Below are 19,686 nucleotides of genomic sequence, written 5' to 3'. Positions count from 1 at the left end.
AATGCCACTTCGCCTTCTCCCAATCTACTGGTCATCTCGTCTTTCTCGTTTTGTCCGGTAGCCAGTAGTACGACCGGCGGATCATTCCGGTTTTTAGGGCAATCGCATCTAATTGCTTTGGTACTTTTTGCGCAAAAAAGTACCCAAAATGCCGGGCAAAATTATCCTTCCCACGAACCTGGCACCCTCTCCCACCATTTTGCCCGCTTCCCAGCCCGCCTTACGACAAGTCATTACCCTAAATTGAGCATCAGGGAAAATACCACGCCTTTCTAGCGGCTATTTCAGCCGATTTTTTATGTCCTTCCATTTTAATGCGATCGCTCTATCCAGGTTTAGAAATTAACTGGATTTTCTGCAGATTATCCTTACCTTTGCCCCCGATTTCGGTACTGTTAGCAGCAGTTTCCCCGCGAAACCACAAGCCTGCAACTTGTCACCAATTGTTTAACCGTACCTACAACATAATGACTAAGAAAAGATTACGGAACATCGTCAACAAAGACGAGCTCAAGCGGCGTATGGAAGAAAGCACCGAGCCGCGCACTACCCTTTCCTTTTATCAGTATCACCACATTGAGGATCCGAAGGCCTTCCGGGACCAGTTATTTCTGGACTGGAGCGAATTGGGTGTCTTCGGCCGGATCTACGTAGCCGACGAAGGGATCAACGGACAGATCTCCCTGCCCAGTCGCAACCTGAAAGCCTTTAAAGAGGCCATGTACAGCGTTCCCTTCCTCAACGGTATCCGCCTGAACATCGCAGTGGACGACGACGGAAAATCCTTCTACAAACTGACGATCAAAGTACGCACCAAGATCGTAGCCGACGGTCTGGATGATGAGTCCTTTGATGTGACCAAACGCGGTAAACATCTCGATGCCCAGTCCGTCAACCAGTTGCTGGATGAAGACGAGACCATCATCGTGGATATGCGCAATCACTACGAATCCGAAGTGGGCCATTTTGAAGGCGCGATCTGTCCGGATGTGGAAACTTTCCGCGAGGCACTGCCCCTCGTAGAAGACATGCTGGAGCAGGAAAAGGATAAAAATATCATCATGTACTGCACCGGCGGCATCCGCTGCGAAAAAGCCAGTGCCTACTACCTGCACAAAGGCTTTAAAAACGTCTACATGATCGATGGCGGTATCATCGAATATACCCGCCAGTGTCGGGAGCAGGGCCTCCCCATTAAATACAAAGGCAAAAATTTCGTTTTCGACGAGCGCCTGGGCGAACGGATCACCGAGGAAGTGATCTCCCGCTGCCACCAGTGCGGCGAAGCCTGCGACACCCACGTCAACTGTATCAACGACGCCTGTCATATCCTGTTTATCCAGTGCGAATCCTGCGCGGAACAATACCACCAGTGCTGCTCCGAAAAATGCAGTGATTTCATCCAGCTCCCCAAAGAAGAGCAACTGAAACTGCGGCCGACGATGCAGTTCAACGGCAGCAAATTTGGGAAGGGCCGGTATAAGGCGTTTCGGACGAGTGGGGATTTGATGTTGGGGTAGATGGTGGACGGTGGACGGTGGACGGTCCCTACATACTGTCAACCATCGACCCTCGACCGTCCACCACCAACCATCCACCGCCCAAATCCCCCATCTCAACGACTTTATTTGCGTCTCAGCGCCCAATGCCTGACTTTTGGACCATCACTAACGTTCAAAAGTTCCGAAATATGAAAAAGCAATTTGGCCTCCTGGCCCTTATCGGCGTTCTCTTCTTTTCCTCCTGTATTTACTCGCTGCACCCTCTGTACACCAAAGACACCCAGGTTTTTGAAGCCTCCCTGATCGGCACCTGGGAGAAAGACGAGCAATCTTTCATTTTTAAAAAAGTAGGGAAAAAGGATTACTACAAACTCACCCACGTCGACCGAAAGGAAGATACCGTTACCGACTCCGAAGCGCACCTCGTCAAGCTCGGCAACCACTACTACCTCGACTTTCAGCGGTGGACGGATTACGGGGACCTTTTCGACTTCAACGTACTGGCGCCCCGCATGGACGTTCACAACTTTGCGCGGGTAGTCTGGAATAACGATCAACTGGAACTCATTTTCTTCGACGGCGATAAGATCGGCAAGTTGCTGGAGCAGCGGCGGGCCCGCATCGATTACGAGAAAGTGGGGATGGAGGAGTTCGTGCTGACCGCTCAACCGGAAGAACTGCAGGAATTTGTTACCAAATATGGGGACGAGTTACTGGATTTTTCCGAAACTTTAGTACTACCTAAAGTCTTGAATTGATGATCGATTGGAAAAAACTGATCCAGCACCCCTGGTTACAACACGGGGGGTTCTGGATCTTATCCACCTACGTCCTGTTTCGGATCTTTAACCAGAGCCCGGAAAATACCACCTCCGACCTGATCTATACCGCCCTGTTTCAGATCAGCCTCTGGGTAGTGGTGTACTTTCAGCTTTGGCTATTGATCCCCCGGCTGCTTAAACCCGGCCGCTATCTGGTGTACGGTCTGAGCTTTTTGCTGGTACTGGTACTGGGCGTGGCGATCAACCACCTGACTTTCGACTATCTGGCGGACTGGCTGTTTCCCGATTATTTTTTCATCAGCTATTACCGGAACGGGGAACTGCTGCAGTTCATGCTGATCTACGCGGTGGCCAGTACGCTGTTTAAACTATCCAAGTCCTGGTTTGACCTGGCCAACAAGGAAAAACAGATCAACCGGCTGGAACGCGAAAAACTGGACGCCGAACTGCAGGCACTCCGGGCCCAACTGGATCCCCACTTTCTTTTCAACAGCCTGAATAATGTCTATTCCCTGGCGCTGGACGCCGATGAAAAGGTGCCGGCCTACCTGCTGCAACTTTCGGATAACTTACGCTATATGCTATACGAATGCCAGGCCCCGCACGTACCGCTCACCAAAGAGCTGGAATACATCCAAAACTACCTGGCCCTGCAACGTTTGAAAGCCGGTCCGGAGGTACAGATTGAACTTTCGGTCAACGGTATCACGGAAGCGCAACAAGTAGCGCCGCTGCTTTTTATTCCCTTCATTGAAAACAGTTTCAAACACGGATTGAAAGGCAGGGCCCGGGATGCTGCGATCCACATCAGCTTTGTGGGGCAGGAACAAGGTTTGGAGTTCCATATCCGCAACACGATAGCTCCAAACGGCCCGGACGATGCGCCTGTACTTCCAGTGGTTGGGGGCATTGGTCTGGAAAATGTCCGCAAAAGGCTGGAATTGTTGTATCCTGGCCGGCATCAACTGGATATCCGCGAGGATGCCGACAGTTTTGAAGTGGACATGACTTTACATTTTACCCCGTAAATTATTTTGAAGTGCGCACCATAATAATCGACGATGAACATCTGGCCGTCAGAGTGCTGGAAAAATACGTTAAGCTCAATCCACTGCTGCAGCTGACCGCCAGCTTTACCGATCCGCTGGAGGCTTTTGCCTATTTGCAGCAACACGAAGTAGACCTCATCCTGCTGGACATCAACATGCCGGAGCTCTCCGGCCTGGCGCTGATCCGGTCCCTGGCCCGCCCTCCTAAGGTGATCTTTACCACGGCCTATCCCGAGTATGCCGTGGAGGGATTCGAAGTCGAAGCGGTGGACTATCTGGTGAAACCCATTGCCCCCGGGCGTTTCCTGAAAGCCGTGGAAAAGGCCCACCGCACGCAAAATCAGCCGGCCCATGCTACGGAAGAAACGCGCCATCTGCTGGTGAAGGCGGACCGCAAACTGTACCGCCTGCCTCTGGACGAACTGCTTTACCTGCAGGCCTACGGCGATTACGTTAAGATCGTTTGCTCCGACAAGGTGATCACCCCGAAAGAGAAGTTGAGCAATCTGGAAAAAATGCTGCCGGATCAGTCCTTCCTGCGGGTGCACCGCTCCTACATTATTGCTCTGGATAAGGTGGAATATATGGAGGGAAACCTGGTATTCATCAACCGGCAATCCATTCCCGTAGCTCAGGCTAACCGGGAGCAATTACTGACCAAACTAGCCTGATTTACAGCTATTTGCGACTTTTTTTGCTTTTTTGAAAAAAAGTCCTACTTTAAGACAACTAATTCGTACCCGATGTGTTAAAAAGTTGTTATGGCAAATAAATACAGCGATTTCTTAGATATCTCCGAACACAATTCATCTGATATTTCCAGTTTTCACTCCTATCGGTTCTACTAAGTACACTTTTCGATAGGTGATGCCTAATTACGTCTGCAAGTACTGAAATTGCCAGGAACAGAGCACTCCGCTTTGCCGCAATTTTCCACGATTTTTTAGTGAGCATTATAGTACGGACTTGCATTACCTTTTTACTTTCAGCATCTACCATTTTGGTTATCGGACCTCAATTCCGTTAATGAGTTAATTAGAACACTTCAAGCCTGAAATGACAAATCCTTTCCATCGTCGGAGATGAAAGTGATCGTCTTTTTTTGTGTTAGATGCCTTGACCCCAATTTTTTAATCATTATCCATTACTTATTCAAACAAACGTATGAGAGCATTAGTAATAACTAACTCCATTACCCGCAGGGACGAAAAGTCCATTGAAAAATACCTCACAGAGATTTCCCGCTATGAAGTGCTGACCCCCGAGGGCGAGCTCGAACTTTTTAAGGATTACCGTGACGGCAAGCCCGGTTCGCTGGATAAGATCGTGGCCCACAACCTCCGTTTCGTAGTATCCGTAGCCAAACAGTACCAGCATCTTGGCCTTGCTTTGGGAGATCTGATCAACGAAGGTAATCTCGGGCTGATCAAAGCCGCCCGTCGTTTCGATGAGACCAGAGGTTTCAAATTCATCTCCTATGCGGTGTGGTGGATCCGTCAATCTATATTAGAAGCCATTTCCCGGAAATCCAGAAAGATCCGCTTACCGGCCAACCAGCAGACTAATACCAGTAAGATCATGCGGGAAACGGAATCTTTCCTGCAAACCCATAACCGCCAGCCGACCTACGAAGAGATCGTAGAGGCAACCGGCCTCAGTCTGCATATCGTTAAAAAGAGCCTGGAAAATTATAAGAAGTGTAAATCACTGGATGCTCCGGTCGACAGCGAGGGCGATACTTCGCTGATGAACCTGATGACCGACAGTATCATCCCCAGTCCGGACCACGAATTATCCGTCCGCGAATCCCAGGAGATCGAAGTACGGGAATTACTCGACACCCTGCCACCCCGTACCAAAACCGTGCTGGCTATGTATTTCGGCATTGGTTACAAACATCCGCAAAGCCTGGATGAGATCGGTGATTACGTAGGCCTCAGCCGGGAAAGAGTCCGCCAGATCAAAGAACGCGGCCTGCGCCGTCTGCGCTCGCGGCATTCTAAAATGATACCCGAAATTTAATTGATGAGGTTAGGTCCGAACAAATTAGCATCCTCCGGGAGCGCTTTCAGGATAGTGCCTTGGCACTAGGTGACGCTCTGCTGAGTGCACCCACGGCTCCGTTGCTCCGTTATTTACCGACATTTTGTCCGTAAACGACGGAGCATCCGGGTCCCGTCCTCCCACCGGCGACTTTCCGGAATATACCCATAGACCCTGACCTCGAGTTCAAACAATTTTATAAACCATGTTAAGCAAAGTAAAATCCTATTTCAAAACGGAAAAACGACTAGAAAAAATTGGCCGCATCAAATCCTTCAACACCCGCAAGGGCTACGGCTTTATCCAATCCAAACTGACGACCAAGGACGTTTTCGTCCATGCCTCCGAACTCAAGGATAAAGTAACCAAAGGAGACCAAGTGCAATTTGTCCTCCAATTCAGCGAAAAAGGCTTGCACGCCGCTGACGTACGCGTTATTGGATAGCAGCCTTACTCCGTTTCTTTTGCCGAAACCATACCGGCAAATCACCCAACCAGAAGAATAGGTAAGGGAGCGACTGAGCAGTGCGCCCGGTTCCCCCTTACCTGATCTTTTATCGCTGATCGGCCCGCGACAATTTGAAGGCAGTAGTTGACTGCGGCTGATCCCCACTATCGAACCCTTACACTTCCTTCCGCCGAAGGTGATCCTCCGGTGCGGAACCAGCCTCTTTATTCCTTACCTGTCCCATTCTCCCAGCTTTTTATTACCGATATTTCTTCCGTTCCGTCCCCTGGCGACAATTCCCTGAACAGCTCTTAAATTTCTTATTATCTTCGGGATTCAAATGGTCTCTATTTTATGTCCCGAAAGAAAATATCCAAAGGTAAAAAGACCGGTGCGCGCCCCCAGGTTTCGGTTACTTCCGGCACGGAATCATTCCCGGCCTGGCTCACCAATCAAAGGCTGCATCTGATCGCGATCTTCAGTCTGGCCTTTTTACTTTACGCAAATACCTTATCCCACGACTATGCCCTCGATGATGCTATCGTTATCACCGAGAATATGTATACTTCCGAAGGGATCAGCGGATTTCCGGGTATTCTGAGCAAGGATACCTTTTTCGGCTTTTTCAAGGAGGAAGGTAAAGCCCAGCTGGTAGCCGGCGGGCGTTACCGGCCGTTCACCCTGCTGCTGTTTGCGATAGAAGTTCAGCTATTCGGTACCCAGCCTTGGGTGGGTCACCTGATGAATATCCTGTATTTCGGACTCACCGGCATCGTGCTTTATTTATTGCTGTTGCGCCTTTTTCGCTTGCGTTTCAGTGCGGGGAAAGCCTACTTTGTCGCCCTGGCCGCCACGCTGCTTTTTGTGGCCCATCCGATCCATACGGAGGTCGTAGCCAATATCAAGGGGCGCGATGAGATCATCTCCCTACTCGGCAGTCTCAGTGCCCTCTATTTTTGCCTGCGGGCCTACCTGGAGAAGAAACCGCGCTGGAACCTACTCGCCGGCGTCCTTTTCTTTGCGGCCCTGCTCAGCAAGGAAAATGCCATCACTTTTCTGGCCGTGGTCCCACTGACTTTCTACTTTTTCACCAAAGCCAAGACCGGAAATATCCTGAAGCAGCTGGCGCCACTGGCGGTAGCGGCGGTGGTCTTCCTCGTCATTCGCTTTTCCATTCTGGGTTTTTCGCTGGGTGAAGCCCCCCGGGAACTGATGAACAATCCCTTTCTCAAGATCGTAGGCACCCAGTGGGTGCCCTTCAGTTTTGGGGAGAAAATGGCCACCATTCTCTATACTTTGGGAAAATACCTGCAGCTGCTCGTCTTTCCCCATCCGCTCACGCACGATTACTACCCTAAACATATTTACCTGATGAGTTGGGGAGACTGGCAGGTATTGCTCAGCCTGATCGCCTATATCGGTCTGATCGTTTACGCCGTCCGGGGATTCCGGCGCCGGGATCCGGTCAGCTACAGTATCCTGTTCTTTTTACTGACGATCTCCATTGTTTCCAATATTCTCTTCCCGGTGGGTACCAATATGTCCGAGCGCCTCATTTTTATGCCTTCTGTGGGCTTTTGTCTGGCGATAGCCATACTGGCCTGGCGGTTGCAAAAACAGCTGGGAGAAAAGCTGGTACCCGTTTTCGCGAGTATAAGTCTGATAGCCCTGCTGTTCGGCATCAAAACGGTAGTGCGCAACCAGGCCTGGGAAGACAATTTCACCCTTTTCTCCACGGATATTTACCATTCACCGAATAGCGCCAAACTGCGCAATGCCATGGGCGGAGAACTGCTCACCCAGTCGCTCAAACCCGGGAACGAGAGCACCCAACAGGCTATGTGGCAGGAGGCCGTCGGGCACCTGCAGGAAGCCATCCGCCTGCATCCTACCTATAAGGGAGCTTATGTCCTGCTGGGTAATGCCTATAATTATCTCAAACAGTTCGATCAGTCCATAGCCGCCTACCAGCAGGCGCTGCAAATTTCACCGGGTGATCAACTGGCGGAAGACAACCTCGCCATCACCTACCGGGATGCCGGAAAATATGCCGGCGAAACCCGGGGCAACCTGCAACTGGCCACGCAGTACCTCCAGCAGGCCCTGCAAATGCGACCGAACGAGGCGGAGACCCTCCGTCTGCTCGGGGTAGCCGCCGGTATGGGCGGCCAGCACCAGCAAAGCATCGATTATTTCAGCCGGGTCACGGAACTGACGCCCAACAGCGCAACGGCCTGGTTTGATCTGGGCGTGGCCTATATTCAGTCCGGCCAGCCCCAGGTGGGTCAGATCTATATTGACCGGGCGAAGGAGATCGATCCGAATATTGAGGCGCAGCGCCGGCAGGGGCAATAGAGCACTATTTTCGTTATAAATTGTTGTAAGACACCAAAGAACAGTTTAATTTTTAAAATCGTATCTTTCTATTTCATTTCTTAACAACAAACCTTGTTCTCACTATGAAAAAAATCACCTGTCTACTTTTCGCGCTCAGTCTGTTCCTCATGGTGGAGGCGCAGGATAACCACACCGCCGCTACCGGTATCCAGTTCGAACACGTCGACTGGGAAGAAACCCTGAAACTGGCTAAAGAGCAGGATAAGATCATCTTTGTGGATGCCTACACTACCTGGTGCGGCCCCTGTAAGGTGATGTCCAAAAACGTATTTACCCAGGAAAAGGTGGGCGACTTTTACAATGAAAATTTCGTCAACGTAAAGATCGACATGGAAAAAGGCGAAGGGCTACTGTTTGCCAAGGCTTATGGTGTACGGGCTTATCCGACTTTCCTGTTCATTGACAGTAAGGGAAATATGGTCCACAAGGGGCTGGGCAGCCAGTCGGCGGATAAATTCATCCAACTGGGTGAGGCCGCTACGGATCCCGACCAGCAACTGGGTAAGGTGATCAGCCAGTTCAAAGAAGGGAACCGCGAACCCGCTTTTCTGAGAAAATACGCCAAGAGCATGCAGGCTGCTTATATGCAGGAGGAGCAGGCAGAGGCCGTAGATCTCTACCTGGAAACCCAGGACAACTGGGCTACCGCGGAAAATGCGGAATTCATCATTGAGATGGCCGGAGACGACGTGAATGACGAATTACTGCAATACATCATCGAGCACCGCCAGGAACTCGGTGAGGCCGTCGGCATCGCCGAAGTAGATGCTAAACTGAAGCGGGCGGCCATGATGGAACTTTACCGCAAACACCGCGATCAGCTCTCAGATGAAGCTACCGTTTCCACCGTTTACCAAAAAGTGTTCCCCAAAGCGCAGGCCGAGCAATACGGCGGCGAGTTTGTGATCACCAATATGAGCCGTGGGAAAGAGGCGGATGATCAGGAGAAATTCCTGGATGCAGTTGTCAAACACATGGATAAGTATAAGACCAGCGACTGGGGTACCCTGAATTCTTTCGCCTGGCGCGTATACGAACTGAGCGAAGACCCGGCCGTACTGACCAAAGCCAAAGACTGGGCCAAAAACTCCGTCGAGCAAAACAGTAACTACATGAATAACGATACGCTGGCGGCCCTTTACCTGAAATTAAAGGATAAGGAAAATGCCCTGAAATACGCCAACGAGGCCATCGAAATTGCCAAAAAGGACGGCATGGATTATTCCGGCACGGAAAAACTGTTGGAGCAGATCCAGGCCCTACAGTAGGATCAGGCGATTGAAATAGTCCAGCTTAGCCGCGAATCGTAGGGTTCGCGGCTAATTTTTTCTACCGTCCACCGCAAAACCACCAACCTGTGCGCGCCTAACATAGGTTGACACAAAACGAGTGTACATTCCACTCGCTTGATGAATAAAAGTTAGGTTATTTTTTTAAATAACTCCACCGGTCTTTGACATAGCGGAATTTGTTGAATAAACTTTTCAAAATCGAGCGGGCTCTTGCCCTTAAGGCTTCGATGTGGTTTCATCTGGTTATACAATTTAATGAACTGTGGCATCCGTTTTTGGAGTTGACAAACCGAGTTGACACCCCAGGGGATGAGATATTGATTTTTTGCGGTACTGTGAAATCGCTCCACATGAGGATTTTCATAAACGCACTCGGCCATTGAGGAGACGATCTGGTATTGGCGAAGTAGTTTCAGGAAGCCTTTATCATAGTATTGGCCGCCACCATCTGAGTGAAAGATCAGTTGCTGATCAAAATTATGCTTCCCTCTGGTTTTTAGAGCCATTTTCAAAGCTTTCATGGTGGTTTGCTCAGTTTCCAGGGTTTGAGATAGCGCATATCCCAGGCAACGCCGGGAATAGAGATCCAGAATAAAAGTGAGATAAGCCCATCCGTCCAAGAGTCGGTAATAGGTCAGATCACTAATCCAGACTCGGTTGATATCGTTAATTTCCAGCCCTTCGGTTAAATTAGGGAACCTAAAAGCTCCACTGTAAGTGGTAATATGAAAAATACGGATTGGTTCTATACCTAAACCGTTGGTAATCAAGATCGATTCAAACTTATCCCTCCCCAAATGCTCGATCAATTGTTGATCACTTTTATGGGCACTCATCAGTTGATAGATGGGCCTGGCTCCCATTCGGGGATGGAATTGCCGATAATGCTTCACCCGTTCAATGATGGAATCCACTTGCTGTTCTTGCCACTGAAGGCGTCGACGATGTTGATGGAAGCCCTGACGGCTGATCCCCACAACCTGGTAGAGTGATTCCATACTCATTTGGTGTTGGGATCGGTGTGTGAAAAACCATTCGAGGACTTCCAGTCGGAGTTTTTTTCCAGCTCAATATTGTATCGTTGTTCAGCTGTTGCTAACAACCTCTCATAATAACTGAGCTGAACCTGCTGACGGCCAATAAATTGTTCTAATTCTTTGACTTTTTGCTCTAAAGCCAAGCGTTTTTGCGTCTCGCTTTTTTCCTCAACTACCTTGGTAATGCTTTTTTGGTAGTGAGGCGAATATTTCTTGATCCATTTATAGACCGCCGATTTAGTGACGCCATACACCCGACAAATTTCGCTGACACTTGTCTGACCTTCATCATATTCTTTCACGCGGGATCGACGAAAATCTTCGCTGAAGTAGCGTCGTTCCCGAAGGTAAGATCGAGTTTTCTTTGACTTTTTCATGTGCCTGAATTTAAGGTTTTTTGAGTGCATGTACACTCGTTTTTTTGTCAACCTATTTCAGGCGCGCACAACCACCCCACCTTCAACCCTCCACCGTCAACCGTCGACCATCGACCGTCCACCATCAACCATCAACCATCAACCGTCCACCCCAAACTCTACCACAATAGCCCGAATAGAACTATATTTGAGCATTCACCGAAGAGAAGTATTTAAATAGTAATGACACAATTGACCAACCGCCAACCATTTTTCATCTTATTATTGACCGTTGTATTCCTCAGCCTTTATGCCTTTCAGGCCCCCGCACCGGGTCCGGAAAGCCCGGATAATGCCGGCGAAAAGGCCTGGGTCGATTCGATCTACAATGCGATGAGCGAAGACGAACGGATCGGCCAGCTCTTTATGATCCGTGCCCATTCCGACCTCGGCCCCGATCACGTAGCCAAGGTCGAACAACTTGTAAAGGACTACCACGTCGGCTCCATGTGTTTCTTCCAGGGTTCTCCCGAAGAACAGATCCGGCTGATTAACAAATACCAAGAGCAAAGCCGGATTCCCATGCTGATGGCCATCGACGCCGAATGGGGGCTTGGAATGCGGATGAAGACCAGTACGATCAGCTTCCCCTACCAGCTTACCCTGGGGGCGATCCAGAACAACCAACTCCTGTACGATATGGGAGTAGAAGTAGGCAAACAACTGCTGCGCACCGGTCTCCACATCAATTTTGCCCCGGTCGTAGACGTCAATAACAACGCGGCGAATCCGGTGATCAATTTCCGGTCTTTCGGAGAAGATCGCTACAATGTGACCGCCAAGTCCTACCAGTACATGCGCGGCATGCAGGAGGCCGGTCTGCTCACCAGCGCCAAACACTTTCCCGGCCACGGTGATACCGACGTGGATTCTCACCTGGACCTGCCCGTGATCACGCACGATCGGGCGCGGCTGGACAGCATCGAACTGTATCCCTTCAAAGCGTTGATCAAGCGGGGACTTACCGGCATGATGATCGCCCACCTGAGCGTACCGGCTTTCGACAGTCGGAAAAATCGCCCCACTACCCTATCGCGCGCCACCGTTACACGTCTGCTGCGGGATTCTTTAGGTTTTGACGGCCTGATCTATACCGATGCTCTGGAAATGAAGGGGGTCACCAAACACTTCGCTCCCGGAGAGACCGAGGCCGAAGCCGTAATGGCAGGTGCGGATGTCCTTTGCCTGCCGGAGGACCTCGGCGCTGCATTGCGCGAGATCAAACGTTACCTGGCGGACGGAAAGATTGATCCGTCCCAGGTCGAAGCCAGCGTCAAGCGGATCCTGCGGGCCAAATACCGCCTGGGGCTGACCCGTTTCACGCCCATCCCCCAGCAAAATGTGCGGGAGGAACTCAACAACCGGGAGGCTCTGGCCCTGAAGCAGACCTTGCTCGAAAACGCCATGACCCTGGTCCGCAATCCCGGGGATCTGATCCCTTTCAATGATCTGGATACCACTACCTACGCCTCGCTCAGCATCGGCTCCGGAGTACGGACGCCTTTCCAAAACCGGCTGGCCGATTACGTGGAAATGCCCCACCTGCAGGTCGGAAAAGAGATCAGCGGCGGCAAGGCCGACGAGTTGGTGAGTTCCCTGTCGAAAAAAGATGTGGTGATTATCGGCCTGCACAATATGAGCAGTCGCGCCAGCCAGAATTACGGTATTACGCAGAGTACGATCAACTTCGTGCGCCGGCTGGCCGGACAGACCAAAGTAGTACTGGTCGTTTTCGGTAATCCCTACAGCCTGAAATATTTCGATGAGCTCGATTGGGTGCTGGAAGCCTACCAGGAAGACGGTACCAGTCAGGATGTGGCTGCCCAGGCCCTCTTCGGGGCCTTCCCTATCCGCGGCCGGCTGCCGGTGACGGCTTCTGATAAAAGCCGCTTCAATACGGGAGTAAGTACGCGGGCCTCCATTCGCCTGGGCTACGCGCTGCCGGAAGCCGTCGGGATGGATTCCGATACGCTGTCTCAGATCGGGGACCTCATCCGGAATGCCATCGATACCGGAGCTACTCCGGGCGCAGTGGTGCTGATCGCAAAAGACGGCCGGGTGGTGTTTCACGAGGCCTACGGCCACCACACTTACAGTAAATCCCAGGTGATGGAGCGGGATGATATTTTCGATCTGGCCTCCGTGACCAAGATCGCCGCTACAACGATGTCCATTATGCGGCTGCAGGGAGAGGGCAAACTGGATATCGACCATCCGCTGAGCCAGTACTTTGGGGATCTGGCGAATTCCAATAAAAAGGACCTCGTTCCCCGGGAGATCATGGCCCACCGGGCGGGATTACATCCCTGGATCCCTTTTTTTGAACAGACCTTGTCCGGTACCAAAAAGAATCCCAAACCATCCAGCAAATATTACCGCTCCGCCGCCTCGGGGGATTATACGATTCCCGTGACCGAAAAACTGTTCATGCGGCAGGATTTTGCGGACAGCATCTGGCAACAGATCATCCACTCCGAACTGCGCGCCAACAAGAACTATGTTTACAGTGACCTCGGATTTTATATGTTGGGCCGAACCGTTGGCCAGGTCAGCGGCACGCCCATCGAGCAGTACGTAGAACAAAATTTTTACCATCCGCTCGGCCTGCAAACCGCTACCTACAATCCCTGGATGAAATACGATCCCACCACTATCGTACCATCGGAAAGAGACCAGTACTGGCGGCAACAGAAAGTACAGGCTTACGTCCACGATATGGGAGCTGCCATGCTGGGCGGCGTGAGTGGTCATGCGGGCCTTTTCGCCGATGCCAACGATCTGGCGATCTTGCTGGAGATGGTTCGCCGGGGTGGTCATTACGGTGGTCGCCGGTATCTCAAAAAGGAAGTGATCAATGATTTCACGCACCGTTTTACGGGAGACAGCCGCCGGGGTATCGGCTTTGATATGCTGGAATTAAACAACGATAAACCGGCTAATTTATCGAGATTGGCTTCAACCCGGACCTTCGGGCACCTGGGGTTCACCGGTACGGCCGTCTGGGTGGATCCCGATCAGGATCTGATCTTCATTTTCCTGTCCAATCGCACTTACCCCAGTATGTACAACCGCAAACTGGGTAGCGCCAATTTCCGGCCCCGTGTACAGGATGTGGTGTATAAGGCCATTCGCTAAGCTTAGCGGCTGATCTCCGGGCACAAAAAAAGCCACTGGTCGTTCAAGGACCAGCAGCTTTTGCGGGGGTAGTGTTGTTGTTCGTTGAGAAAAAAGGCAGCGGCAGGGTCAATTTCCCTGACCGCCGCTGCATGGTTCAAACTACTCTCTCAACGAACGAATTTTTTCATTTGGAATGCCTTGGGAACGTTTTTCCCAAGGCATTTTTGCTTTTGCGGAAAAGTGAGTTTGGTTTTAGGGTTCAGGTTTTTTGGGTACTTGGTCTTTTGGGTATTCACTCATCCGCAGGTCGCCACTTTTGGCGAATTGCTTTCATTGGTTTTGGGGTCATCACTTTTGGAAGACGGTGGGTGTTCGTTCCAAATGCAAATAGGTGTAACATCTCATAGTTAAAATAATACGCTCATGGAACCTGTCTTATTAACGGATCAGTCCATTAAAAAACAAGGTGTAGAATTGTTGGGCTCACCTATTGTGAAGGGGTTAGCTTGATGTCATTAATTGGGAAAAACCGGTAAAAAGTAAAGGTTACTGCTGATAGAAATGTAGTTATGAATCGTTAGTTAATCTAAAGTATAATTCCGGTCTATAAGAGAAGATTTTTAGGTATTGTTTAATATACGAGCATAAAACGGGCTGGCTTTCCAGCTTATTGTCTATATGTATAAAAAAAATAATTTTTAAATCGTTCACGTCGGCCGAGCGACCTGCGCTCCGGATCAGGGCGGTAGCAGCTCGTAACGTTTCGTTTTTTTCCAGCGTCCGGCAATCCGTTTTCAGTTCCCTCCATTTCCAAAGCAGAACGGGCCGAAGCGAGTAGCTTCGGCCCGTTCTGTGGGATAAGGGAAGGATCGGATCTATCGGTTCACTTTCACCCAGGTTCCCTGCTTCAGTTTTTTATTTTTTTCGAGACCGTTCAGTTGCTTGAAGGCTTCGGCATCCTCCTGCCGGAGATAAGCCGCCAGTTCATCCGGGCGCATTTTTTCCGGAATCGGGAAATAAAAGAAATGCCCCAATTGGTCACCCTTCGGAATATAACTCCGGAACCCGTATCCATCCAGTTCCTTCAGGCTGGAGACGGCGATGGGGGCCAGAATCGACATGGTCTCTTCGCGGTCGATCAGCCTTTTGAATTTTTCGGGCGTAAACACGATCAGTTCCTGGCCGGGGATCAGTTCACTGCTTTTGAGTTTGTTCCAGGCCTTGATCTGATGAACGCTCACTTTCAGATCGCTGGCAATGGACCGCAGCGTTTCGCCCTCTATCACTACATAAGTCGATTTGATATAGCTGGGCTTAGCCTGATTGGAAGGCCGGGTGAAATACACCGGACCGGAAAATACCGGCATAAACTGCTTGCTATCCGGACGGGAAGCGGCTACATAAGCCTTGAACGCCTCCATGACGCGAATGGGCAAAGTGAGGTAATGGCCTTCCCGGCTGCTCGGGATGTATCCTTTCTTATAGGATGGGTTCAGCGCTTCAATAATATCCAGAGGTAGATCGGTCACCTGGGCGATCCGGTAAAAGCTGTGATTGTCGTATACCCGGATCGTTTCGGTGATCTGCAGGTCCAGCTCCGGATATTCCGGTTTCAGATTGTGCGATTCAAAATAGTCTACCAGGTAAGTAGCGGCGATAAAAGCCGGTACGTAGTTGCGCGTTTCCCGCGGCAGGTAGCGCATCAGGCGCCAGAAGTTTTTGCTCCGCGCCCGCTTGATCGCCCGGCTTACCCGGCCCGAGCCGGAATTGTAGGCCGCCAGGGCCAGCGCCCAGTCGTCAAAGCGGTCGTACTGACGGCGCAGGTGAACCATAGCCGCCTCCGTGGATTTTATCGGATCGTACCGCTCGTCCACGTATTTATTGATATCGAGCCCTCTTTCCTTTCCGGTAGCGGGCATGAATTGCCACAATCCGCCGGCTCCTACCCAGCTCATCGCTTTCGGATCCAGTGCCGACTCCACGATGGGCAGGTACTTCAGCGCTTCCGGTAGCTGGTGTTTTTCCAGGTAGTGCTCAAAAATGGGAAAATATTGGATGGATCGGCCCAGAACGATCTCGGAGTGCTTGCGGTTGCGCAGTACGTAGCCTTTAATGTAACCTTTTACGGCGGTGACGTACTTGACCTCTACCAGGTCCTGACTCAGATATTCCAGGCGTTTTTTGACCTCTTCTTCGTTGTACTCGGGGATCTCATCCTCCGGGTCCGTATCATTGGCCCAGGCCGGCTGAGCTGCCACCAGTCCAACGAATAAGATGAACAATGTGTAGAACGTGTAGTGTGGAAGTTTCATCTGCATAATGTTAAAAACGGGGGCAAAGTTAGTAAAGACGAAGCTAACCTATTGAACAATAATGTCATAAGTTTTCAACATCTCACATAATTACCGGTTTTTATACGATCTCAAACGCAATGCACCGGCGGGAATTTCCAGCATATAAACGCTATTGGCGGGAATAAGTTACACTTTCCACTACATCGTGTAAAAATGCCAAAAGACGGGCCTCTTCAAACTTTCCGGCCATGAGTTGCAGGCCGATGGGCAAGCCGTTGGAATGGGTCGCCAGCGGGAATGCTACCGCCGGAATGCCGACCATATTGGCCTGTACCGTAAAAATGTCCGCCAGATACATGGCTACCGGATCATCTACCGTGTCACCCAGTTTCCAGGCCGTACCCGGAGCAGCGGGGATCAGGATAAAGTCGTACTCCTCCAGAATGGACAGCGTTTTTTCCTGGATCAGGCGTCTTACCTGTTGGGCTTTGGTGTAGTAGGCATCGTAATAACCGGCACTCAGCACAAAAGTCCCCAGCATAATGCGCCGTTTCACTTCGGTACCGAATCCTTCGGTTCTCGATTTCTTATAGGTGTCCATCAGGCTGTGGGCATCTCCACTGCGGTACCCGTAGCGAATGCCGTCGTAGCGGGACAGGTTGGAGGAAGCCTCCGCCGTGGTCAATACATAATAGGCGGGAATGATATAATCCAGATAATCAAAATCTACCGCTTCGATGGTATGCCCTTCGTTCCGCAGTTGTTCGATCAGTTGCTGACTGGCCGCGCGCACTTCCGGGTCCAGGCTGGGATGTTCCAGCGCCGTCGGGAAATAGGCGATACGGGCCTTACCGGCAAAATCCAGTTGCTCGCTGTAGGGCGGTACCGGTGTCTGGCTGGAAGTACTGTCAAACTCATCCGGTCCGGCCATGATCTCCAGTAGTAATGCCGCATCTTCCACGCTGTTCACCAACACACCGACCTGATCAAAGGAAGAGCCGTACGCCAGTAGCCCGTACCGGGAGATGCGTCCGTAAGTGGGTTTCACGCCGATGATACCGCAGAATGCTGCCGGCTGCCGCACGGAGCCACCGGTATCGGTGCCCAGGGAGGCCAGGCAGGTATCCGCCTGCACCGCTACGGCCGAACCGCCGGAGGAACCACCCGGTACATAGTCCGGGTTATCCGCGTTCCGGCTGGGACCGTAAACAGAAGTTTCCGTGGTGGATCCCATCGCGAATTCATCGCAATTCACCCGGCCGATAACGATCGCGTCCTCTTCCAGCAAGCGGGCTACGGCCGTGGCGGAAAATTGAGACTCGAAACCTTCCAGGATACGGGAACCGGCCGTCACGCCGTGCCCTTCGTAGCAGAGCACATCTTTCAGCGACAACACCATGCCGTGCAAACGCCCCGGTGCCTGCGGGTTTTCCCGGAAACGCTGATCGAGTTTACGGGCCTGCTCTTTAGCTTCCTCCGCGTATACTTCCACGTAGATATTCAGATCGGCGTGCTGCTCGATCTGTTGCAAATAATAACTCACCAGCCCTTCACAACTTTCCGCACCGGAATGGAGTGCCTGCTGAACCTGCTGAAGAGAGGAATATTTCGGCATGATGGAATGATCTATTGAAACTTTTGTAATAAGGTTTCGAAACTCACCTTTTCCTGATCGCCCGTCACCATGTTTTTCAGGGCTACCTGATCGTTCTTCATTTCTTCGCTGCCAACGATGGCCACGAATTTCACGTTGAGGGAATCGGCGTATCTCATCTGTTTGCCCAGCTTGACGGGTTCCGGGTACAGGTCGGCTCTGAGGCCGGCGGCCCTTACCTTGTTCAGCCAGCGGAAAGCGTAGCGGTGGGTAGCCTCATCGAAACTAACAAAAAGTAGCTGAAGGCCGCCCATACTTTCTTCCGGAAACAGTTCCAACTCCTCCATGACGTCGTAGATCCGTTCGGCGCCGAAGGAAACCCCCACTCCGGAGACGTTCTTCAATCCGAAAATACCGGTGAGATCATCGTAGCGACCACCGCCGCCGATGCTGCCCATGCGAAGTTCCGGATACGCTTCCGGATCGGCAGCGACCTCAAAGATGCAGCCGGTATAGTAGCTCAGGCCCCGGGCCAGAGTAATATCAAAACGCAGCTCGTTGCTGAAGTTGTAGGACTCCAAAAATTCGTAGACCGTATTGAGTTCCTGTACGCCAAGACTGCCCACTTCACTGTCCGCCAGCATCGGCTGCAACTCGCTCAGGTCGCTAACACTGAGAAATTCCTCGATCCGGTCCACGGAAGCCTCTGGGATCTCCCGGCCGATCAGTTCTTTGCGAACGCCTTCTTTGCCGATCTTGTCCAGCTTATCAATGGCCACGGTCATATCCGTCAGCTTATCCGAGATGCCGGCCACTTCGGCGATGCCGGCGAGTATCTTCCGGTTGTTCAGGCGAATAACCACTTTAATCCCCAGTTCGGCGAAAGCCTGATCGTAGATCTGGGCCAGTTCGGCCTCGTACATCAGAGATCCGGAACCGACCACATCCACATCACACTGGTAAAACTCCTGGTACCGGCCTTTCTGGGGGCGGTCGGCCCGCCATACCGGCTGGATCTGGTAGCGCTTAAAGGGAAAACTGATCTGGCTCTGGTTCAGCACCACAAAGCGGGCGAAAGGTACGGTCAGATCGTAACGCAGACCGCGTTTGGCAATGGAACTGACCAGTTTATTGCTATCGAGTGCTTCCAGTGCACTTTTATCCGCTTTTTTCAAAAAATCGCCGTTGTTCAGTACTTTAAACAACAGCCGATCTCCTTCATCTCCGTATTTGCCGGTTAAGGTCTCCAGGTTTTCCATAGCCGGTGTTTCGATCGGCTGGTAACCGAAGCGCACAAAGATCCGGCGCAGGGTATCGAAAATGTACTGCCGTTTCTGTGCCTGTTCGGGGGTAAAATCCCGGGTGCCTTTTGGCGTATTAACTCTCATGTTTATTATTTGTCAACGATCAGTGGCCAGCTTGCCCGTGGTATCCGGCTGCGGCCGTACGGATGGAGCCGTACGCTAGATTGATCAATGATGATTTCAGGAAACTGTTTTAAAATAATATTCAGCCCTTTTTGTAAAATCGGCCGCAATATCGTTAGAATTATGATAAACGGCAAACCGGGCTCCCTTCACCGGCGTGCTAATTGCCGGCCCGGTGAGATTTTTTCCCTCCGGGGGAGTTTTTGGGCGAATCTTGATCAATGGGAATGGAAAAAAGGAAGGAGGATCAGTGATGTGCTGAAGGTATTATCGGCGGCATAATTTCGA

The 19,686-nt window shown here is 51.2% G+C and carries 14 protein-coding genes; 9 read left to right on the top strand and 5 right to left on the bottom strand.

From position 1 onward, the window contains the following. The first annotated feature begins 467 nt into the window (after window positions 1-467). From trhO to CRP01_RS37765, 8 genes are all read left to right on the top strand, one after another. Window positions 468-1,520: an oxygen-dependent tRNA uridine(34) hydroxylase TrhO gene (trhO, locus tag CRP01_RS37800; protein WP_099155295.1), complete on the top strand. Its 1,053-nt coding sequence runs from the start codon at window positions 468-470 to the stop codon at window positions 1,518-1,520. Window positions 1,521-1,690: 170 nt separating this feature from the next. Then, window positions 1,691-2,260 carry a hypothetical protein gene (locus CRP01_RS37795; protein ID WP_099155294.1) on the top strand — a complete coding sequence of 190 codons (570 nt, stop codon included), beginning with the start codon at window positions 1,691-1,693 and terminating at the stop codon, window positions 2,258-2,260. Beyond that, window positions 2,260-3,312, top strand: coding sequence for a sensor histidine kinase (locus CRP01_RS37790; RefSeq protein WP_099155293.1), 1,053 nt, complete (start codon window positions 2,260-2,262; stop codon window positions 3,310-3,312). Before CRP01_RS37795 ends, CRP01_RS37790 begins: the two co-directional genes overlap by 1 nt. An 11-nt stretch (window positions 3,313-3,323) precedes the next feature. Beyond that, on the top strand, window positions 3,324-4,004 hold the full coding sequence (locus tag CRP01_RS37785; protein WP_099155292.1) for a LytR/AlgR family response regulator transcription factor: 681 nt from the start codon (window positions 3,324-3,326) through the stop codon (window positions 4,002-4,004). A gap of 493 nt (window positions 4,005-4,497) precedes the next feature. Further along, a complete protein-coding gene (locus tag CRP01_RS37780) occupies window positions 4,498-5,355 on the top strand; it encodes a sigma-70 family RNA polymerase sigma factor (RefSeq protein ID WP_099155291.1) in 858 nt (285 codons plus the stop codon). A gap of 226 nt (window positions 5,356-5,581) precedes the next feature. Next, entirely contained in the window at window positions 5,582-5,821 is a 240-nt protein-coding gene (locus CRP01_RS37775) for a cold shock domain-containing protein (protein WP_099155290.1), read from the top strand. Between the two features lie 357 nt (window positions 5,822-6,178). Further along, window positions 6,179-8,179, top strand: a complete 2,001-nt coding sequence (locus CRP01_RS37770; protein ID WP_099155289.1) for a tetratricopeptide repeat protein — start codon at window positions 6,179-6,181, stop codon at window positions 8,177-8,179. A gap of 104 nt (window positions 8,180-8,283) precedes the next feature. Beyond that, window positions 8,284-9,489: a thioredoxin family protein gene (locus CRP01_RS37765; protein ID WP_099155288.1), complete on the top strand. Its 1,206-nt coding sequence runs from the start codon at window positions 8,284-8,286 to the stop codon at window positions 9,487-9,489. Window positions 9,490-9,641: 152 nt separating this feature from the next. On the opposite strand, the gene CRP01_RS37760 is transcribed toward CRP01_RS37765, so the two are convergent. Together CRP01_RS37760 and CRP01_RS37755 are read right to left on the bottom strand one after the other, a co-directional pair. Beyond that, entirely contained in the window at window positions 9,642-10,511 is an 870-nt protein-coding gene (locus CRP01_RS37760; RefSeq protein ID WP_170110723.1) for an IS3 family transposase, read from the bottom strand. A gap of 2 nt (window positions 10,512-10,513) precedes the next feature. After that, complete coding sequence (locus CRP01_RS37755) at window positions 10,514-10,927, bottom strand: transposase (protein WP_170110722.1); 414 nt, start codon at window positions 10,925-10,927, stop codon at window positions 10,514-10,516. Between the two features lie 222 nt (window positions 10,928-11,149). On the opposite strand from CRP01_RS37755, the gene CRP01_RS37750 reads away from it, so the two are divergent. After that, complete coding sequence (locus tag CRP01_RS37750) at window positions 11,150-14,101, top strand: glycoside hydrolase family 3 N-terminal domain-containing protein (protein WP_099155285.1); 2,952 nt, start codon at window positions 11,150-11,152, stop codon at window positions 14,099-14,101. Between the two features lie 857 nt (window positions 14,102-14,958). Here the strand turns inward: CRP01_RS37750 and CRP01_RS37745 are convergent. From CRP01_RS37745 to hisS, 3 genes are all read right to left on the bottom strand, one after another. Next, window positions 14,959-16,395, bottom strand: coding sequence for a lytic transglycosylase domain-containing protein (locus CRP01_RS37745; RefSeq protein WP_170110721.1), 1,437 nt, complete (start codon window positions 16,393-16,395; stop codon window positions 14,959-14,961). Between the two features lie 151 nt (window positions 16,396-16,546). Beyond that, window positions 16,547-17,992 (bottom strand): Asp-tRNA(Asn)/Glu-tRNA(Gln) amidotransferase subunit GatA, encoded by a 1,446-nt coding sequence (gene gatA, locus CRP01_RS37740; protein ID WP_099155283.1) that lies wholly within the window; start codon window positions 17,990-17,992, stop codon window positions 16,547-16,549. Between the two features lie 11 nt (window positions 17,993-18,003). After that, window positions 18,004-19,359 carry a histidine--tRNA ligase gene (gene hisS / locus CRP01_RS37735; protein ID WP_099155282.1) on the bottom strand — a complete coding sequence of 452 codons (1,356 nt, stop codon included), beginning with the start codon at window positions 19,357-19,359 and terminating at the stop codon, window positions 18,004-18,006. Window positions 19,360-19,686: the final 327 nt, after the last annotated feature.

Source organism: Flavilitoribacter nigricans DSM 23189 = NBRC 102662 (assembly GCF_002646595.1).
Taxonomy (GTDB): Bacteria; Bacteroidota; Bacteroidia; order Chitinophagales; family Saprospiraceae; genus Flavilitoribacter; species Flavilitoribacter nigricans.
The sequence above is the reverse complement of the archived record's forward strand: the minus strand, read 5'-3'. Positions and strand labels throughout refer to the sequence as shown.